We start from the raw sequence: 17,239 nt of genomic DNA on the forward strand, positions 1-17,239 counted from the left end.
GACCTTGGCGGCGCTGCCGGGAATACCGGCACATAGCCAGAAAACGCCCTGATCGGCGTCGGTCCGAACGAAGGAAGAAGGTGGGCGGACATGGCCGCCACCCAGAGGATCACCGCGGGCGCCGTGATCGCCGCGGCCTGTGCCGCGTCGCTCGCCGGTTGCGCGATCGGTGACAACGGTTCCCCGCACGGAGCGAACGGTCCGCACAAGGCGGCGCCCGCCCCGGCACCCAAGAGCGGAGTCCGCCTGATCGGGGACGGCTCCACGTCGTACACCGGGGCGCAGCCGCATCTGCCCAGACCCGAGCGGCTCAAGCCCGGTCAGAAGCCCCCGCAGTTCGTGGTCTTCTCCTTCGACGGGGCCGGCGAGGACAGCCAGAAGCTGTTCTCCCACTTCCGCAAGGTCTCCAAGGCCAACCACGCGAACATGACGTACTTCCTCAGCGGCGTGTACATGCTGCCGGAGGACAAGCGCGACCTCTACAAGCCCCCGGAGCACTCGCCCGGCAGCTCGGACATCGGCTTCAACGACGAGCAGGGCATCGCCGACACCGTGAAGCAGCTGCGCCTGGCGTGGCTGGAGGGCAACGAGATCGGCACCCACTTCAACGGTCACTTCTGCGGCAAGAACGGCGGGGTCGGCGAGTGGTCGGTCGCCGAGTGGAAGAGCGAGATCGCCCAGGCGAAGCAGTTCGTGAAGACCTGGAAGACCAACTCCGGGATGAAGAAGGCCTCTTCACTGCCCTTCGACTACGACAAGGAACTCGTCGGCGCCCGCACGCCCTGCCTGGAGGGCCAGGCCAACTTCATGAAGGCGGCCAGCCAGTTGGGCTTCCGCTACGACACCAGCGGGGTCAACGACCAGATCTGGCCCAAGAAGAAGGAGGGGCTGTGGGACCTGTCCATGCAACTCGTCCCCTTCCCCGGCCACTCCTACGAGCAGCTGACCATGGACTACAACTTCATGGTCAACCAGTCCGGCACGCAGACCCAGGGCGACCCCGACAAGTTCGACCAGTGGGGCGACGAGATGCGTGACGGCCTGCTCAAGGGCTTCGACCGGGCCTACGACGGCAACCGCGCGCCCCTGGTCATCGGCAACCACTTCGAGTCCTGGAACGGCGGCACCTACATGCGTGCCCTCGACGAGGTCGTCGAGAAGGTGTGCAACAAGCCCGAGACGCGCTGTGTCTCCTTCCGGCAGCTGGCCGACTGGCTGGACGCCCAGGACCCGGGGACCCTGGCGAGGCTGCGCACCCTGAACGTCGGCGAGGCACCGAAGCCCGGCTGGGCGTCCTTCCTGACCGGCCGCCCCGCGCCGGCCCCGAAGGGTGTGCCCGGGGCGCCGGCGGTCAAGCAGTAGCGGGACGGGAGGGGACGCGCCTCACACCGAGGCGGTGACGCTCTCGTCGAGCACGAACCCGGGGTCGACCTGCGCCGCCAGGTCGGCCCCGGTGCGTTCGTTGCCCCAACTCCGGGCGTTCTTCAGGTGGAAGTGCACCATCTGCTGCGTGTAGCGCTCCCAGTCGCGCAGTTCGTACGTCGCGTCGGCGGCGATCTCCAGCATGCGCAGGGCGCGGCGGTTGACGTCCTCCAGGAGCTCGAACCGGGGCGGGCGGCCCTTCTCCATGGCGCGCACCCAGTCCGAGTGCCCGACCGTCACCAGCAGGTCGTCCCCGACCTCGGCCCGGAGGAAGTCGAGGTCGTCCTGGCCCTGCACCTTGTTGCCGACGACCTTCAGAACGACTCCGAAGTCGCGGGCGTACTCCCTGTACTGGCGATAGACGGAGACCCCCTTGCGGGTCGGCTCGGCCACCAGGAACGTGATGTCGAAGCGGGTGAACATGCCGGAGGCGAAGGAGTCCGAGCCCGCCGTCATGTCCACCACGACGAACTCGTCGCGCCCGTCCACCAGGTGGTTCAGGCACAGCTCCACCGCTCCCGTCTTGGAGTGGTAGCAGGAGACCCCCAGGTCGGCGTCCGTGAAGGGGCCCGTGACCATCAAACGGGCGGCGCCGCCGTCGAGTTCCACCGAGCGCGCGCAGGTGTCGTAGACCGGGTTGTTCTCCCGTACCCGCAGCAGCCGGGAGCCCGTGCCGGGCGGGGTGGTCTTGATCATGGTGTCGGCGGAGGCGATGCGCGGGTTGCTGCCGCGCAGGTAGTCCTTGATCAGAGGGAGGTGCTCGCCCAGGGCGGGCAGTGCGGCGGCCTCCGCCTCGTCCAGGCCGAGCGCGGGGCCCAGGTGCTGGTTGATGTCCGCGTCGACGGCGACGACGGGTTGGGCGGTGGCCGCGAGGTGGCGGACGAACAGGGAGGACAGGGTGGTCTTTCCGCTGCCGCCCTTCCCGACGAAAGCAATTTTCATGTTCACGAAGAGTAGTCGGGTCATAGCTGTATGTGGCAGGTGCGCGTGAAGAAGACCACTCCATCGTGGGGTGCGCCGCCGGGATGGCTACTGTCGTACTCATGAGTACGACAGGTGCGACCGCCGATCCGCTCGCGGCCCTGGGCACGCTGCCCGGAGTGGCCGAGTCCGTCGAGTCCATGCGTAAGTCCGTGGACCGGGTCTACGGGCACCGGGTCATGCGGCGCCGCAGCAACGAGATCACCGCCGAGGCGGCACTGCGCGGGGCGCGTGGCTCCGCCGCGCTCTCCGGTGCCGACTGGGCCCTCGAAGAGGTGCGTCGGCGCACCGACTTCAGCGGTGACGACGAGGCCCGCACGATGGGCGCGGCCCTGCGGCTGTCCGCCGAGGCGGGCCAACTGCTGTCCATCTGGCGGCAGTCGCCCCTCCGGGTGCTCGCCCGGCTGCACCTGGTGGCCGCCGCGAGCAAGGAGGGCGAGGTCGGACGGCCGCGCCAGGAGGGCGAGCCGGTCGACGAGCCGCTCGTCGAACTGCCGCTCCCCGGTGCGGCCGAGGTCTCGGCGCGCCTGGACGGGCTCTCGGAGCTGATCATCGCGGGCGGTTCGGCGCCGGCGCTGGTGACGGCCGCCGTCGTGCACGGCGAACTGCTCGCGCTGCGCCCCTTCACCTCCCGCAACGGACTCGTCGCGCGCACGGCCGAGCGGATCGTCCTCATCGGCAGCGGTCTCGACCCGAAGTCCGTGTGCCCGGCGGAGGTCGGCCACGCCGAACTCGGGCGCGCGGCCTATCTGGCGGCGCTGGACGGCTATGTCTCCGGTACCCCGGAGGGCATGGCCGCGTGGATCACGCACTGCGGGCGTGCCGTCGAGCTGGGGGCCCGGGAGTCGACGGCGGTGTGCGAGGCGCTGCAGCGCGGAGCCGCCTGACACAGGAAAACGGCCCCCTACGGAGGGGGCCGTTACGGGTTGCGGCGGTACGAGGATTCGTACCGCCGCTGGCATGTTCCACCGGGTTACCAAGCGTCCTCGAAATATTGCCCATCAGGTCGGGAACATTGCCCGTCACCTGGTGCGGCTGGCCCGTAATCGACGGGTCGACGTCGCGTGGGTGCTCGGTGTTCATGCGCGGTCCGTGGGGCCAAATGCGTTATTAAGGTGATCCTTTCGGATGTCCTTGGTCTCGCGGGCCGTTGAGTCCTTTGTACTCCCGCGCCGGGGGAAGTGGAACCCCTTGCCGCGCTTCTTTACTTTTGCGTCCAAAGGGTTGCTAACCGGTGTAAACGGTCGCCGCCTTGCGTCGGCTCGCGTACCAGACGAGCCCCGCAGTGGCCGCCGCAGCGCCCACCGCCGCGGCCACGACCAGTGCCGGACGGGGTGGCACGGAGAGTGTGGGCAGCCGCTGCTTGAGCCGGACCGGGCGGTTGAAGTCCAGAATCGGCCACCCGCGCGCGAGTGCCTCCTTGCGCAGCGCGCGGTCCGGGTTCACGGCGTAGGGGTGGCCCACGGACTGGAGCATCGGCACATCGGTCGCCGAGTCGCTGTAGGCGTAGCAGCGGTCGAGGTCGTAGCCCTCGGACCGGGCCAGCTCCTTGATCGCCTCGGCCTTCGTCGGGCCGTACGCGTAGTACTCCACCTCGCCGGTGAAGCAGCCGTCGTCGCCCACCACCATGCGGGTCGCCACCACCCGGTCCGCGCCCAGGAGTTCACCGATCGGCTCGACCACCTCGGCGCCCGACGTGGACACGATCACCACATCACGGCCGGCGCGGTGGTGCTCCTCGATGAGGGAGGCCGCCTCGTCGTAGATGATCGGGTCGATCAGGTCGTGCAGGGTCTCCGCGACGATCTCCTTGACCTGCTGGACGTTCCAGCCGCGGCAGAGCGAGGACAGGTACTTGCGCATCCGCTCCATCTGGTCGTGGTCGGCGCCGCCGACGAGGAAGACGAACTGCGCATAGGCGGTCCGCAGCGCGGCCCTGCGGTTGATCAGTCCGCCTTGGTAGAAGGACTTGCCGAAGGTGAGCGTGCTCGACTTCGCAATGACCGTCTTGTCCAGGTCAAAGAAGGCTGCTGTGCGGGGCAAGGAGTGGTTTTCCACAACCCAGAGCATAGGCGCAGCCCATTCGGCGTAAGGTGTGGCGCGTGGGTTTGCCTGAGAGGGCTCTCGGGTACACCATGGAAGTCACGGATCGTTCGCGACCGTGCTAACGCGGCCCGGCTCCTCCCCCCCCGAGTCGGCCGTGAAGGCGACCCCCACTCTCCCCCCCGGTGGGGGTCGTCGCATGTCCGGACCCGTTTTCCCTTCCTGTGTGTGGTCGTGAGGCCATCCCGAGGCGGCTGAGGCCGCCTTTTTTCATGCCCGGAATCCGTCACTGTGCGTAGCTGTTGGGCTGCGCTGCGGAACTCGCACAGAGGCCAGTACGGGGGTCACCGGTATGGGTGACGGCGATATTCACAGGCGTCGCGTTGTCCACAGTTTTCGACCAAGATCCACACGATTTCCGGGATGCCCGCACCGTGATTCCAACGCGTCCTCGCTCGCGGCGAGTTCATGGCCGGTTCCGTTTGTCGGACGCGTTCGGCCGGTTTCTGTCGGCCGTGCATATGGAGGCCGATCGCCGGTTCTTCGCACGTTTGGGAATCGCGGGACCGCAGGGGCCACGCGAGAGACACATCGATGGGGGATGGAAAGAATGGCCGGAACTGTCACACACGATCCGCCACCCGCCGCCGGCGGACGCCAGGGCGGACCGCTGATCGTCACCGAGGACGCCGAACTCCTCGACGACCTGCTGCGCCTGTGCGCTGCGGCCGGCGCGACACCGGAGGTCCATCCCGGGGTCCCCGAGCGCCGGGGCGGCTGGGAGACGGCGCCGCTCGTCCTGGTCGGCGACGATGCGGCACGACGGGTGCGTGGGGCCGCCCGCCGCAACGGGGTGGTGCTGGTCGGCCGGGACCAGGACGACTCCGGGGTCTGGCGGCGGGCCGTCGAGATCGGCGCCGACCACGTCCTGATGCTGCCCGACGGCGAGCAGTGGCTCGTCGACCGCATCGCCGACGTGGCCGAGGGCGTCGGCCGCCCCGCGCTCACCGTCGGCGTCATCGGGGGCCGTGGCGGGGCCGGAGCGTCCACGCTCGCGTGCGCCCTCGCCGTCACCTCCGCGCGGGAGGGACTGCGCACCCTCCTGGTGGACGCGGATCCACTCGGCGGCGGACTCGACGTACTCCTCGGCGGAGAGAGCGCGGACGGCCTGCGCTGGCCCGCGTTCGCCGCCTCCCGCGGCCGGGTCGGCGGCGGCGCCCTGGAGGAGTCCCTCCCCGAACTCCACTCGCTCCGGGTGCTCAGCTGGGACCGCGGCGACTGCGTCGCGATCCCGCCGCAGGCCGTCCGCGCGGTGCTCGCCGCGGCCAGAAGGCGCGGCGGCACGGTCGTCGTCGACCTGCCGCGCCGCATCGACGACGGCGTTGCCGAGACCCTCGCCCAACTCGACCTGGGCCTCCTGGTGGTTCCCGCCGAGCTGCGCGCCGTCGCCGCGGCCGGCCGGGTGGCGTCCGCCGTCGGCATGGTTCTGCGCGATCTGCGCGTGGCCGTCCGCGGGCCGTACGCCCCCGGCCTCGACGACCGGGAGGTGGCCCGCCTGCTCGGACTGCCGCTGGCGGGCGAAGTGCCGGTCGAATCGGGCCTGTTGCGGCCGCACGAGGGCAAGGCGCCGCCGGGGACGGCCGGGAAGGGGCCGCTGGCGCGGTTCTGCCGGGAGTTCTGGGAGCGGGCGCTGGTCGAGGCGGGTGGCGTATGAGCGGGGCGGCGGGAGCGCGGTTCTGCCAGCAGGTCCGGAGGCGGGCCTCGGCCGAGGTGGATGGCGTATGAGCGAGCTGATGGGGAGTGGTGCGCTCGCTCGGGAGAGTGGGTTCGGTCCGGCTCCGGGCATGCCCGCCGGGATGCTCGACGGTGTGCGGCGGTGGCTGGCCGAGAGCGGGGGCGAGCCGACGCCCGCGCGGGTGGCGCAGGCGCTGCGGGAGCAGGGGCGGGTGCTGGGGGACGCCGAAGTGCTGGGCGCGGCCGAGCAGTTGCGGTCCGAGCTGGTCGGCAGCGGCCCGCTGGAGTCCCTGCTGGCCGACCCTTCGGTCACCGACGTGCTCGTCTCGGCCCCGGACCGGGTGTGGGTCGACCGGGGCGGCGGCCTGCAACTGACCGGCGTCACCTTCCCGGACGCGGCGGCCGTACGACGCCTCGCGCAGCGCCTGGCCGCGGTGGCCGGACGCCGGCTGGACGACGCGCGGCCCTGGGTCGACGCCCGGCTGCCCGACGGGACCCGCCTGCACGCCGTACTGCCCCCGGTCGCCGTCGGCTGCACCTGCCTCTCGCTCCGTGTCGTACGGCCGCGCGCGTTCACGCTCGACGAACTGGTCGCGGCGGGCACGGTCCCGCCGGGCGGCGACCGGGTCCTGCGGGCCGTGATCGGGGCCCGGCTGTCCTTCCTGATCAGCGGCGGTACCGGAAGCGGCAAGACGACACTCCTGAGCGCGCTGCTCGGGCTGGTGGGGCCCGGCGAACGGATCGTCCTCGCCGAGGACTCGGCGGAGCTGAAGCCGGACCATCCGCACGTCGTACGGCTGGAGAGCAGACCCGCCAACCAAGAAGGCGCCGGCCTCGTCACCCTCCAGGACCTGGTCCGCCAGGCCCTCCGGATGCGGCCGGACCGGCTGGTCGTCGGCGAGGTCCGGGGCCCCGAGGTGGTTCATTTGCTGGCCGCGCTCAACACGGGCCACGAGGGCGGTTGCGGAACCGTCCACGCGAACGCCGCGGCCGATGTCCCCGCCCGCCTGGAGGCCCTGGGTACGGCCGCGGGCCTCGACCGGGCCGCGCTGCACAGCCAGTTGGCGGCGGCGCTGTCGGTGGTCCTGCATCTCGTACGGGACCGCGCCGGGCGCCGCCGGATCGCCGAGGTCCATGTCCTGGAACGGGACCCCTCCGGGCTGGTGCGGACGGTACCGGCGCTGCGGTGGGGCGCGGAGGCGTTCGCGTACGAGCGGGGGTGGGAGCGGCTGCGGGAGTTGATCCGGGGTGGGGCGAAGGGGGCCGGGGCGTGCGGGGCTGACTACGGCGAACGGGAGTGGTGATGGACGTGGGAACGGGTGAGATGTCGCTCGGGGTGGCCGCGGTGTGTGTCGGGGCCCTGGTCTGGCTGATGAGCGGGCGGCAGTCCGGGGCGCGGCGGGCGCAGTTGCTGTTCGCGGACGGCGGGACGGTGGGCGTCGGGCCGCCCCCGTGGGAGCGGGCCGTCGGTGAACTGCGGCGGATCCGGAGCCGGTTGCGGGCCGAGTGGTGGTCGCTGGGCGCCGGACTGGTGGTGGCGGTACTGGGAGCTTCGGTGGTTCCGGTCGTCGCGGGGGCGGTCGGCGTGCCGTTGCTGCGGCGGATGCGGCTGGCCGGGGAGGCCCGGCGGGCCCGGGAGTCGTGCGGGGACGCGGTGATCGCGCTGTGCTCGGCGCTCGCCGGGGAGGTGCGCGCGGGGCGGCAGCCGGGGGAGGCGTTGCTGCGGGCCGCGCTCGACTCCGGCGGGCTCGGGGAGGCGCAGGCCGCGGTGCTGGCGGCGGCGCGGTTCGGCGGGGACGTGCCGGGTGCGCTCACCTCGGCGGCCCGACAGCCGGGCGCGGACGGCCTGTTGGGGCTCGCCGCGTGCTGGCGGGTGGCCGTGGACCAGGGCGCCGGACTCGCCGCGGGACTCGACCGGCTCGAAGGGGCGTTGCGCGCGGACCGAAACCAACGGGCCGACCTGCGCGCCCAGTTGGCCGGAGCACGGGCCACCGCCGTGATGCTCGCCGGACTGCCGGTGCTCGGGCTGCTGCTCGGCGCGGCGATGGGCGCCGATCCGCTGCGGGTGCTGCTGCACAGCGGGGCGGGGCTGGGGTGCCTGGTGGTCGGGGGGTTGCTGGAGGGCCTGGGGGCGTGGTGGGCGCTGCGGATCGTGGGCGGGGTGGAGGCGGCGTGAGCGAGGCCGCTGGCTGTCGATGTCGATGCCGGTGTCGGAGAAGGGAGATCGGGTGAGTACGGAAGTTGTCCACAGGCTGGGGGTGGCCCCGGGGGCGGTGCTGGTCGTGGGGTGGTTGGTGCGGTGGCTGGACGCGCTGCGGCGGGAGCGGAGGGCTCGGCGACGGCTGGCCGGGCTGCTGCCCAGGGAAGCTCGCGAGATTCGGGCGGGTCGGGAGGTTAGTGAAGTGCCGCTCGCCGGGCGGCGGTTCGAGGCTCGGGACGTCGCGCGGCAGTGGTTGCCCGTGGTGGGTGTTGTGGGTGCCGGGTGGGCGTTGGTCGGTGGGGTCGCCGGAGTCGTGGTGGGCGGGGCCGTCGCATTCGGGCTGTGGTGGTGGCGCCGTAGGCAGATGGCCGGTGACACCGGCGCCGAGCGCGACGCGGCCGCCGCCGCACGCCAACTCCCGCTCGCCGCCGATCTGCTGGGCGCCTGCATCGCCGCCGGGGCCTCACCGGTGATCGCCGCCCAGGCCGTGGGAGAGGCCCTCGCGGGACCCCTCGGAGAACGGCTGGCGCGCGCGGCGGCGGAGGTACGGCTCGGCGGTGAACCGGCCGACGCCTGGCGGAGATTGGCCGCACTTCCGGGTGCCGGCCCATTGGCCAGGCTGCTCGAACGGGCCGACGAGTCGGGGCTCCCCGCCGCCGGACCGGTCGCACGGCTTGCGGCGGAGGCCCGCGCCGACTGGACCCGCACCGCGACGGCACGGGCCCGGCGGGCGGCCGTCCTGATCACCGCACCGGTGGGGCTGTGCTTCCTGCCCGCGTTCATCGCGGTCGGCGTGCTGCCCGTGGTGATCGGGCTCGCGGGCGGGGCGACGGGAGGAGGCGGCGGCTGATCCAAGAACCGAGCAATCAGGCAATCGAGTAACCGAACCAACAGGAACCTCACGGGGGTTGAGATGGACAAGGCAGTGCAGGGAGTACGGGCAGCGGCGGTACGGGTGGCCCGAGCGGTACGGGCACGGGCGCGACTCGGCGGCGCGCGCCGGGACGCCGGTATGGCCACGGCTGAATACGCGATGGGGCTGGTCGCGGCGGTGGCGTTCGCCGTGGTGCTCTACAAGGTGGTGACCAGCGGAGCGGTCAGCACGGAGCTCCAGGACATCGTGAAGCGGGCCCTCGATGCGAAGGTCTGAACGCCGGGGCGGTGACGGGGGGTTCGTGACGGCCGAGGCGGCCGTGGTCCTGCCCGTGCTGGTGATGTTCGCCATGGCACTGGTGTGGGGGCTGCTGGTGGTGGCCGCGCAGATCCGGTGTGTGGACGCGGCACGCTCCGGCGCCCGTGCGGCGGCTCGGCAGGATCCGGCCGACGCTGTGGTCCGGGTGGCCCGGGACACGGCACCGCGTGACGCGAGGATCACGGTCTCCCGGGAGGGCGACCATGTCCATGTAGTCGTGGTCGCGAAGCCACCGATGCTCGGCGGGCTGCCCTTCGAGGTACGTGAGGAGGCCGTGGCGGTGGCGGAGGCGACGGTGGGAGAGGGGAGGCCGGGGCCGTGAAGTGTCGTGTCCCCGTGCCGGGGCGCCTGAGACTCCGCTGTTCGGGCCGGGACTCGGACCGTGGGTCGGCCACCGTGTGGAGCCTCGGTGCGATGGCCGTGATGTGCGTCGTGTTCGGCATCGTGCTCGCTCTGGGGCAGGCCGTCGTGGCCCGGCACCGCGCGGCCGGCGGTGCGGATCTCGCCGCCCTCGCGGCGGCCGACCACTGGGCGGAGGGCGGCGCGGGGGCCTGCGCCCGGGCGGAGCGGGTGGCCCGGGCCCAGGGGACGCGGCTCGTGCGGTGCGCGGTCGCGGGGGAGACGTCGGACGTGACGGCGGCGGCGGGACTGGGACCGTTCGCGGCGGAGGTCAGGGCACGGGCGGGACCTGCGGGGCCGGTGCCGTCACCGGCGACCGCACCGTCTCCTGCGGTTCCGGCGCCTCCCGCAACAGCTCCGTGAGCAACCGCACCGCTCCCCGCTTGTGCAACGGCTCGTTGCCGTTGCCGCACTTGGGGGACTGGATGCAGGACGGGCAGCCGGCGTCGCACTCGCAGGAGGCGATGGCCTGGCGGGTGGCGGTGAGCCAGGCGCGGGCGGTGTGGAAGGCGCGCTCGGCGAAGCCCGCGCCGCCGGGATGGCCGTCGTAGACGAAGACCGTCGGCAGCAGTGTGTCGGGGTGCAGGGGGACCGAGACCCCGCCGATGTCCCAGCGGTCGCAGGTGGCGAAGAGGGGAAGCATGCCGATCGAGGCGTGTTCGGCGGCGTGCAGGGCGCCGCCGAGGATCTCGGGGTTGATGCGGGCGGCGTCGAGCTGGTCCTCGGTGACCGTCCACCACACCGCGCGGGTGCGGAGCGTACGAGGAGGGAGATCGAGTTTCGACTCGCCGAGGACTTCACCGGTGATGACACGTCTGCGGAGGAAGGAGACGACCTGGTTGGTGACTTCGACCGAGCCGTAGCACAACCGGCCCTGGCCCCAGGGGAGTTCGATGTCCGTCTCCAGGACGGAGATGGCTGTCGTGTCACGGGCGACCGTCGAGTACGGGGGGTTGGCCTCCTCGACGAGGGCCACCGAGTCCTCCAGGTCCAGGGAGCGCACCAGGTAGGTGCGGCCCTGGTGGAGGTGGACCGCGCCCTCGTGGACGGTCGTGTGGGCGGCGGCCTCGTCGACCGTGCCCAGGAGGCGGCCCGTGCCGTTCTCGACGACCTGGACCGGGCTTCCGCCCCCGCCGCGGATGTCGGTGAGGTCGGCGGCCCGTTCGCGGCGCGTCCAGTGCCAGGCCTTCGCCCGGCGGCGGAGCAGTTTCGCGGCCTCCAGCTGCGGCAGCAGGTCCGCCGTCGCCGGGCCGAAGAGGTCCAAGTCGTCCTCGGTGAGCGGTAGTTCGGCCGCCGCCGCGCACAGGTGCGGGGCCAGGACGTACGGGTTGTCCGGGTCCAGGACCGTGGACTCCACCGGCTGGTCGAACAGGGCCTCCGGGTGGTGGACGAGGAAGGTGTCCAGGGGGTCGTCGCGGGCCACCAGGACGGCCAGGGCGCCCTGGCCGGAGCGTCCGGCGCGGCCCGCCTGCTGCCACAGGGAGGCGCGGGTGCCGGGGTAGCCGGCGATGAGGACGGCGTCCAACCCGGAGACGTCGATGCCGAGTTCGAGGGCGGTGGTGGCGGCGAGTCCGAGCAACTCGCCGGAGTGGAGAGCGCGTTCGAGGGCGCGTCGCTCCTCGGGGAGGTAGCCGCCCCGGTAGGCGGCGACCCGCCGGGCCAGTGAGCGGTCGACCTCGGCGAGGCGCTCCTGGGCGATCAGGGCGATCAGCTCGGCGCCGCGCCGGGACCGTACGAAGGCCACCGAGCGCACGCCCTGGACGGTGAGGTCGGTCAGCAGGTCGGCCGTCTCGGCGGTGGCCGTGCGGCGGACCGGGGCGCCCTTCTCGCCGTGCAGTTCGGTGAGCGGGGGTTCCCAGAGGGCGAACACCAACTCGCCGCGGGGCGAGGCGTCGTCGGCGACCTCGACCACCGGGAGGCCGGTGAGGCGGCGGGCGGCGACCGAGGGTTCGGCGGCGGTCGCGGAGGCGAGGAGGAAGACGGGGGAGGAGCCGTAGCGGGCGCAGAGGCGGCGCAGTCGGCGCAGTACCTGGGCGACGTGGGAGCCGAAGACGCCCCGGTAGGTGTGGCACTCGTCGATGACGACGTACTTCAGGGACTTCAGGAAGGAGGACCAGCGCGGGTGCGAGGGCAATATGCCGCGGTGGAGCATGTCGGGGTTGGTCAGGACGTAGTTGGCGTACTGGCGGACCCACTCGCGCTCTTCGAACGGAGTGTCGCCGTCGTACACGGCCGGGCGAACGGCATTGCCCAGAGGTTGTGAAAGTTCCTTCACGGAACGGAGCTGGTCGGCGGCCAGGGCCTTGGTGGGGGCCAGGTAGAGGGCGGTGGTGCCGCGGCCGTTCGGCGCCTCGGAGCCGTCGAGGAGCGCCGAGAGGACTGGTACCAGATAAGCCAGCGACTTGCCCGAGGCGGTGCCTGTGGCAACGATCACTGACTCGCCGTCGAGTGCGTGCTCGGCGGCCTGTGCCTGGTGGGCCCAGGGGTGTTCGATACCGGCTTCCTGGACGGTGGCGATCACCTCCGCACGAATCCGGTCAGGCCAGACGGCATGGCGGCCCTCACGTGGGGGCAAGTGCTCCGTATGAGTGATGCGCGAAGCCCGGCTCGGTCCGGACGCGAGCCGGTCCAGAACCGTGCCCGGCGAGAGCCCGGACACGGGGTTCGCCGAGGGTCGATCGGATCGCTGATTCTTGGCCATCGGCACCGAGTGTGTCACTGGCGTGACGGACAATGGAGCCAAGGCGTCGTGCACGCCCTGCGGTAAGTGATTGAATGCCATCGCGGCTGGCGAACCGTCCTGGGGGCTCTGCCGAGGTGTCCCATGGGATGACCGCTCGATAGCAAGGTGCTGGAGGATCCGTGGACCTGTCCCTGTCGACCCGTACCGTCGGCGATCGTACGGTCGTCGAGGTCGGTGGAGAAATCGACGTATATACCGCGCCCAAGTTGCGCGAACAGCTGGTCGAGCTGGTGAACGACGGGAGTTTCCACCTCGTCGTCGACATGGAGGGCGTCGACTTTCTCGACTCCACCGGGCTCGGTGTGCTGGTCGGCGGCCTGAAGCGGGTGCGCGCCCACGAGGGCTCGCTGCGCCTGGTCTGCAACCAGGAGCGCATTCTGAAGATCTTCCGTATCACCGGCCTCACCAAGGTGTTCCCGATTCACACCTCGGTCGAGGAAGCGGTGGCGGCCACCGACTGACCGACCGTTCAGGGAGCGGCCAGCGACCGCTCCCCGATTCGGCCGTATAGACGACCGGTGGACCGGGCTTTCGGCAGCCCGGCCCTCCGACAGCACGCCCGTAGTCCCGAGGGGGATGCATGGCCACCGTTGAACTCCGCTTCAGCGCGCTGCCCGAGCACGTCAGGACCGCCCGACTGGTGGCGGCAGCGGTGGCGCGCAGGGCCGGAGTGGACGAGGCCGTACTCGACGAGGTGAGACTCGCCGTCGGTGAGGCCTGCACCCGTGCCGTCGGGCTGCACCAGAGCGGCGGCATCACCTCTCCGGTGAAGGTGCTGCTGATCGAGGAGGAGAAGCAGTTCTCCATCGAGGTCGGCGACGAGGCGCCACGCTCGGCTCCCGGCGACAAGGCGCCCGGGTCCCTGGGCGACGATACGGACGCGGAGACCGAGGAGGACGAGATGGGTCTCGCTGTCATCAGCGGGCTCGTCGACGACGTCGAGGTCACCGCGGGAGAGCACGGCGGTTCGATCCGTATGACCTGGCCGACCACACCGCCGGCCGCGCCGCTCTCCTGAGTTCTGAGCCGTTCCGCCTCAATATCATTACCCCGAAGGGCCCTACTGAGTAGGGCCCTTCGGCATGTCCGGCCCCGGGTGGCAGCCGTACAGTGATCACGACAGCGTTTTCGTGAATTCATTCACGATCAATCCACCGACAATTTGATCAAGCGTCAATGCTTTTAAGGCATTACTATGCGAAGGCCAATTCCGTTTGCCGCGCACTGTTTTGATCAGGTTCCGGTACCTACAATCCGTCCACATCTCTTGAGCTCAGCACAGGCGTCAAGGAGGACGAATGGCGGGGCTTTCTACCCCTCAGCAGTTGGACCACCCCACAACCTTCGCAGCCGCAGTCCTGACCCACGACAACCGCATCCTCGTGATGGTGATCGCCGTCGTGGCACTCGCAGCGCTCGTGGTCGCGGGCATCCTGGTCCGCCAGGTACTCGCGGCCGGTGAGGGCACCGACAGCATGAAGAAGATCGCGGCAGCGGTCCAGGAAGGCGCGAACGCCTATCTGGGACGGCAGTTGCGCACGGTCGGCGTATTCGCCGTGATCGTTTTCTTCCTGCTTCTGCTGCTGCCCGCGGACGACTGGAATCAGCGCGCCGGACGATCGATCTTCTTCCTGATCGGTGCGGCGTTCTCGGCGACCACCGGATATACCGGTATGTGGCTCGCCGTGCGCAGTAATGTCCGTGTCGCCGCGGCGGCCCGGGAAGCGACCCCGGCGGAGGGTGAGCCGGAAAAGGATCTCACCGCCGTCTCGCACAAAGCAATGAAGATCGCTTTCCGCACGGGCGGCGTCGTCGGCATGTTCACGGTGGGGCTCGGTCTGCTCGGCGCCTCCTGCGTGGTGCTGGTGTACGCGGCCGACGCGCCGAAGGTGCTGGAGGGATTCGGCCTCGGCGCCGCCCTCATCGCCATGTTCATGCGTGTCGGCGGCGGCATCTTCACCAAGGCGGCCGACGTCGGCGCCGACCTGGTCGGCAAGGTCGAGAAGGGCATTCCGGAGGACGACCCGCGCAACGCCGCAACCATCGCCGACAACGTGGGCGACAACGTCGGCGACTGCGCGGGCATGGCGGCCGACCTCTTCGAGTCGTACGCCGTGACGCTCGTCGCCGCGCTGATCCTCGGCAAGGCGGCCTTCGGCGACTCCGGGCTCGCCTTCCCACTGCTCGTGCCGGCGATCGGTGTGATCACCGCCATGATCGGCATCTTCGCGGTGGCGCCACGCCGGTCCGACCGCAGCGGCATGTCCGCGATCAACCGGGGTTTCTTCATCTCCGCGGTGATCTCGCTCGTGCTGGTGGCGGTCGCGGTCTTCGTCTACCTGCCGTCGAAGTACGCCGACCTCGACGGCGTCACCGACGCGGCGATCAAGGTCAAGGACGGCGATCCGCGGATCCTCGCGCTCGTCGCCGTGGCCATCGGCATCGTGCTCGCCGCGCTGATCCAGCAGCTGACCGGCTACTTCACGGAGACGAACCGCCGTCCCGTGATGGACATCGGCAAGACCTCGCTCACCGGTCCGGCCACCGTCATCCTCGCGGGCATCTCGCTGGGCCTCGAATCGGCCGTCTACACCGCCCTGTTGATCGGTCTCGCGGTCTACGGCGCGTTCCTGCTGGGTGGCGCCTCGATCATGCTGGCGCTGTTCGCGGTGGCGCTGGCCGGCACCGGTCTGCTCACCACGGTCGGTGTGATCGTCGCCATGGACACCTTCGGGCCGGTCTCCGACAACGCGCAGGGCATCGCGGAGATGTCCGGCGACGTCGAGGGCGCGGGCGCGCAGGTGCTCACCAACCTGGACGCGGTGGGCAACACCACCAAGGCCATCACGAAGGGCATCGCCATCGCCACCGCCGTCCTGGCGGCGTCGGCGCTCTTCGGGTCGTACCGGGACGCGATCGTCACCGGCGCCCACGACGTCGGCGAGAAGGTCTCCGGAGCGGGCGCGCCGCTCAACCTCATGATGGACATCTCCCAGCCCAACAACCTGGTGGGGCTCATCGTCGGCGCCGCGGTCGTCTTCCTCTTCTCGGGGCTCGCGATCAACGCGGTCTCGCGGTCCGCGGGGGCCGTGGTCTACGAGGTGCGGCGGCAGTTCCGCGAGCACCCCGGGATCATGGACTACAGCGAGACACCGGAGTACGGGCGCGTCGTCGACATCTGCACCAAGGACGCGCTGCGCGAACTGGCCACGCCAGGGCTGCTCGCCGTGCTGACCCCGATCGCGGTCGGGTTCACGCTCGGGGTCGGCGCGCTCGGCTCGTTCCTCGCGGGCGCGATCGGCACCGGCACGCTGATGGCGGTCTTCCTCGCGAACTCGGGCGGTGCCTGGGACAACGCGAAGAAACTCGTCGAGGACGGCAACCACGGCGGCAAGGGCAGCGAGGCCCATGCCGCCACGGTGATCGGCGACACGGTCGGCGACCCGTTCAAGGACACCGCCGGTCCGGCCATCAACCCGCTGCTGAAGGTGATGAACCTCGTCGCGCTGCTCATCGCGCCCGCGGTCATCAAGTTCAGCTACGGCGCCGACAAGAACATCGGGGTGCGCATCGCGATCGCGGTGCTCGCGTTCCTGGTGATCGTCGTCGCGGTGTACATCTCCAAGCGGCGCGGGATCGCCGTGGGGGACGAGGACGACGCCGGACGGGTGGCGAAGAAGGCGGACCCCGCGGTGGTTTCGTAGGCGGTCCTGCCGGGCCCGGTTCGGGGGGTCTTGCGAGGTCCCGATCAACAGGCGGGCGGGCGGCGCGAGTTGTGGGCGCCGCCCGCCCGTTCTGTGTGTGTTCAGTCCCTCGCCGTGAGCCTTCTCTCGCTTGGTGCAAATGGTCCCAAAAGGATTCCTATCGGTCCTTCGGCTCGTGGGTGCGGCCTGTGCGGCGTGTATGTTCCGGGGCCGAGAGCCATGGAAGGGACCAATCCGGTGAACAAGAAGCTCGCGGCCGCACTGTCCGGCGGTGCGGTACTGGTACTGGCGCTGTCGGGATGCGGCGGCAGCGGCGACGACACGGACGCCAAGCTGGGCTCCTGGGCCAAGCAGGTCTGCCTCGCCGTGCAGCCGCAGGCGAAGAAGATCGAGGCCGCCAACACGGCGATCCAGAAGGAGACCTCGGACAACAGCACCCCGGCGCAGGTCCGGCAGACCGACTCGCAGGCCTTCCAGGACATGTCCGACGCCTACAAGGCGATCGGGGCCGCCGTGAACAGCGCCGGGGCGCCGGACGTCGACAACGGCGCGACGAAGCAGCAGAACGCCGTCAAGGAGCTCAACGACATCTCCGCGTCGTACGCCGCCCTGAAGAAGCAGGTCGACGGGCTCGACGTCAAGGACCAGGCGAAGTTCGCGGACGGCCTCAAGGGCATCGCGACCTCGCTGGACAAGCTCAGCAGCAGCGGCAACGACGCCCTGAAGACCCTCGAAGAGGGCGATGTCGGCAAGGCCATGACCAAGCAGGAGGCCTGCAAGTCGGCGTCCGCCTCGGCCTCGTCCGGGACCGCATGACCTCG

General features: G+C 70.9%; 16 protein-coding genes. 13 read left to right on the top strand and 3 right to left on the bottom strand.

The window, feature by feature from the left end:
- Positions 1-90: 90 nt before the first annotated feature.
- On the top strand, positions 91-1,362 hold the full coding sequence (locus ACWDEW_RS14275) for a hypothetical protein (protein ID WP_450512717.1): 1,272 nt from the start codon (positions 91-93) through the stop codon (positions 1,360-1,362).
- Positions 1,363-1,383: 21 nt separating this feature from the next.
- On the opposite strand, the gene ACWDEW_RS14280 is transcribed toward ACWDEW_RS14275, so the two are convergent.
- Positions 1,384-2,364 carry an ATP-binding protein gene (locus tag ACWDEW_RS14280; RefSeq protein ID WP_450512719.1) on the bottom strand — a complete coding sequence of 327 codons (981 nt, stop codon included), beginning with the start codon at positions 2,362-2,364 and terminating at the stop codon, positions 1,384-1,386.
- Between the two features lie 101 nt (positions 2,365-2,465).
- Between ACWDEW_RS14280 and ACWDEW_RS14285 the strand changes: the two genes are divergently transcribed.
- Positions 2,466-3,290 (top strand): oxidoreductase, encoded by an 825-nt coding sequence (locus ACWDEW_RS14285; RefSeq protein WP_450512721.1) that lies wholly within the window; start codon positions 2,466-2,468, stop codon positions 3,288-3,290.
- Between the two features lie 340 nt (positions 3,291-3,630).
- Here the strand turns inward: ACWDEW_RS14285 and ACWDEW_RS14290 are convergent, their stop codons facing one another.
- Positions 3,631-4,473 carry an HAD family hydrolase gene (locus tag ACWDEW_RS14290; protein ID WP_450512723.1) on the bottom strand — a complete coding sequence of 281 codons (843 nt, stop codon included), beginning with the start codon at positions 4,471-4,473 and terminating at the stop codon, positions 3,631-3,633.
- 583 nt (positions 4,474-5,056) lie between these two features.
- On the opposite strand from ACWDEW_RS14290, the gene ssd reads away from it, so the two are divergent.
- From ssd to ACWDEW_RS14325, 7 genes are all read left to right on the top strand, one after another.
- A complete protein-coding gene (gene ssd / locus ACWDEW_RS14295; protein ID WP_450512725.1) occupies positions 5,057-6,160 on the top strand; it encodes a septum site-determining protein Ssd in 1,104 nt (367 codons plus the stop codon).
- A gap of 79 nt (positions 6,161-6,239) precedes the next feature.
- The gene (locus ACWDEW_RS14300; protein WP_450512913.1) at positions 6,240-7,484 is read left to right on the top strand and encodes a TadA family conjugal transfer-associated ATPase; all 1,245 of its coding nucleotides are present in this window, start codon (positions 6,240-6,242) and stop codon (positions 7,482-7,484) included.
- Entirely contained in the window at positions 7,484-8,356 is an 873-nt protein-coding gene (locus tag ACWDEW_RS14305) for a type II secretion system F family protein (RefSeq protein WP_450512727.1), read from the top strand. The genes ACWDEW_RS14300 and ACWDEW_RS14305 overlap by 1 nt, the downstream gene beginning before the upstream one ends.
- Positions 8,357-8,408: 52 nt before the next feature.
- On the top strand, positions 8,409-9,230 hold the full coding sequence (locus tag ACWDEW_RS14310) for a type II secretion system F family protein (RefSeq protein ID WP_450512729.1): 822 nt from the start codon (positions 8,409-8,411) through the stop codon (positions 9,228-9,230).
- A gap of 63 nt (positions 9,231-9,293) precedes the next feature.
- Positions 9,294-9,530, top strand: a complete 237-nt coding sequence (locus tag ACWDEW_RS14315; protein ID WP_450512731.1) for a DUF4244 domain-containing protein — start codon at positions 9,294-9,296, stop codon at positions 9,528-9,530.
- Positions 9,517-9,894 (top strand): TadE family type IV pilus minor pilin, encoded by a 378-nt coding sequence (locus tag ACWDEW_RS14320; protein WP_450512733.1) that lies wholly within the window; start codon positions 9,517-9,519, stop codon positions 9,892-9,894. The genes ACWDEW_RS14315 and ACWDEW_RS14320 overlap by 14 nt, the downstream gene beginning before the upstream one ends.
- Positions 9,895-9,920: 26 nt before the next feature.
- On the top strand, positions 9,921-10,334 hold the full coding sequence (locus ACWDEW_RS14325) for an Rv3654c family TadE-like protein (RefSeq protein ID WP_450512915.1): 414 nt from the start codon (positions 9,921-9,923) through the stop codon (positions 10,332-10,334).
- Here the strand turns inward: ACWDEW_RS14325 and ACWDEW_RS14330 are convergent.
- Positions 10,243-12,753 (bottom strand): DEAD/DEAH box helicase, encoded by a 2,511-nt coding sequence (locus ACWDEW_RS14330; protein ID WP_450512735.1) that lies wholly within the window; start codon positions 12,751-12,753, stop codon positions 10,243-10,245. The two genes, ACWDEW_RS14325 and ACWDEW_RS14330, sit on opposite strands and share 92 nt — an antisense overlap.
- Before the next feature lie 80 nt (positions 12,754-12,833).
- Between ACWDEW_RS14330 and bldG the strand changes: the two genes are divergently transcribed.
- The 4 genes from bldG to ACWDEW_RS14350 all read left to right on the top strand — a co-directional run bounded on the left by bldG (position 12,834) and on the right by ACWDEW_RS14350 (position 17,234).
- Positions 12,834-13,175 carry an anti-sigma factor antagonist BldG gene (gene bldG / locus ACWDEW_RS14335; RefSeq protein ID WP_003975386.1) on the top strand — a complete coding sequence of 114 codons (342 nt, stop codon included), beginning with the start codon at positions 12,834-12,836 and terminating at the stop codon, positions 13,173-13,175.
- 119 nt (positions 13,176-13,294) lie between these two features.
- A complete protein-coding gene (locus tag ACWDEW_RS14340) occupies positions 13,295-13,732 on the top strand; it encodes an ATP-binding protein (protein WP_450512737.1) in 438 nt (145 codons plus the stop codon).
- Positions 13,733-14,012: 280 nt separating this feature from the next.
- A complete protein-coding gene (locus tag ACWDEW_RS14345) occupies positions 14,013-16,418 on the top strand; it encodes a sodium-translocating pyrophosphatase (RefSeq protein ID WP_450512739.1) in 2,406 nt (801 codons plus the stop codon).
- Between the two features lie 219 nt (positions 16,419-16,637).
- Positions 16,638-17,234: a small secreted protein gene (locus tag ACWDEW_RS14350; protein WP_362982872.1), complete on the top strand. Its 597-nt coding sequence runs from the start codon at positions 16,638-16,640 to the stop codon at positions 17,232-17,234.
- Positions 17,235-17,239 lie beyond the last annotated feature (5 nt).

It is taken from the genome of Streptomyces sp. NPDC001100 (genome assembly GCF_053598575.1).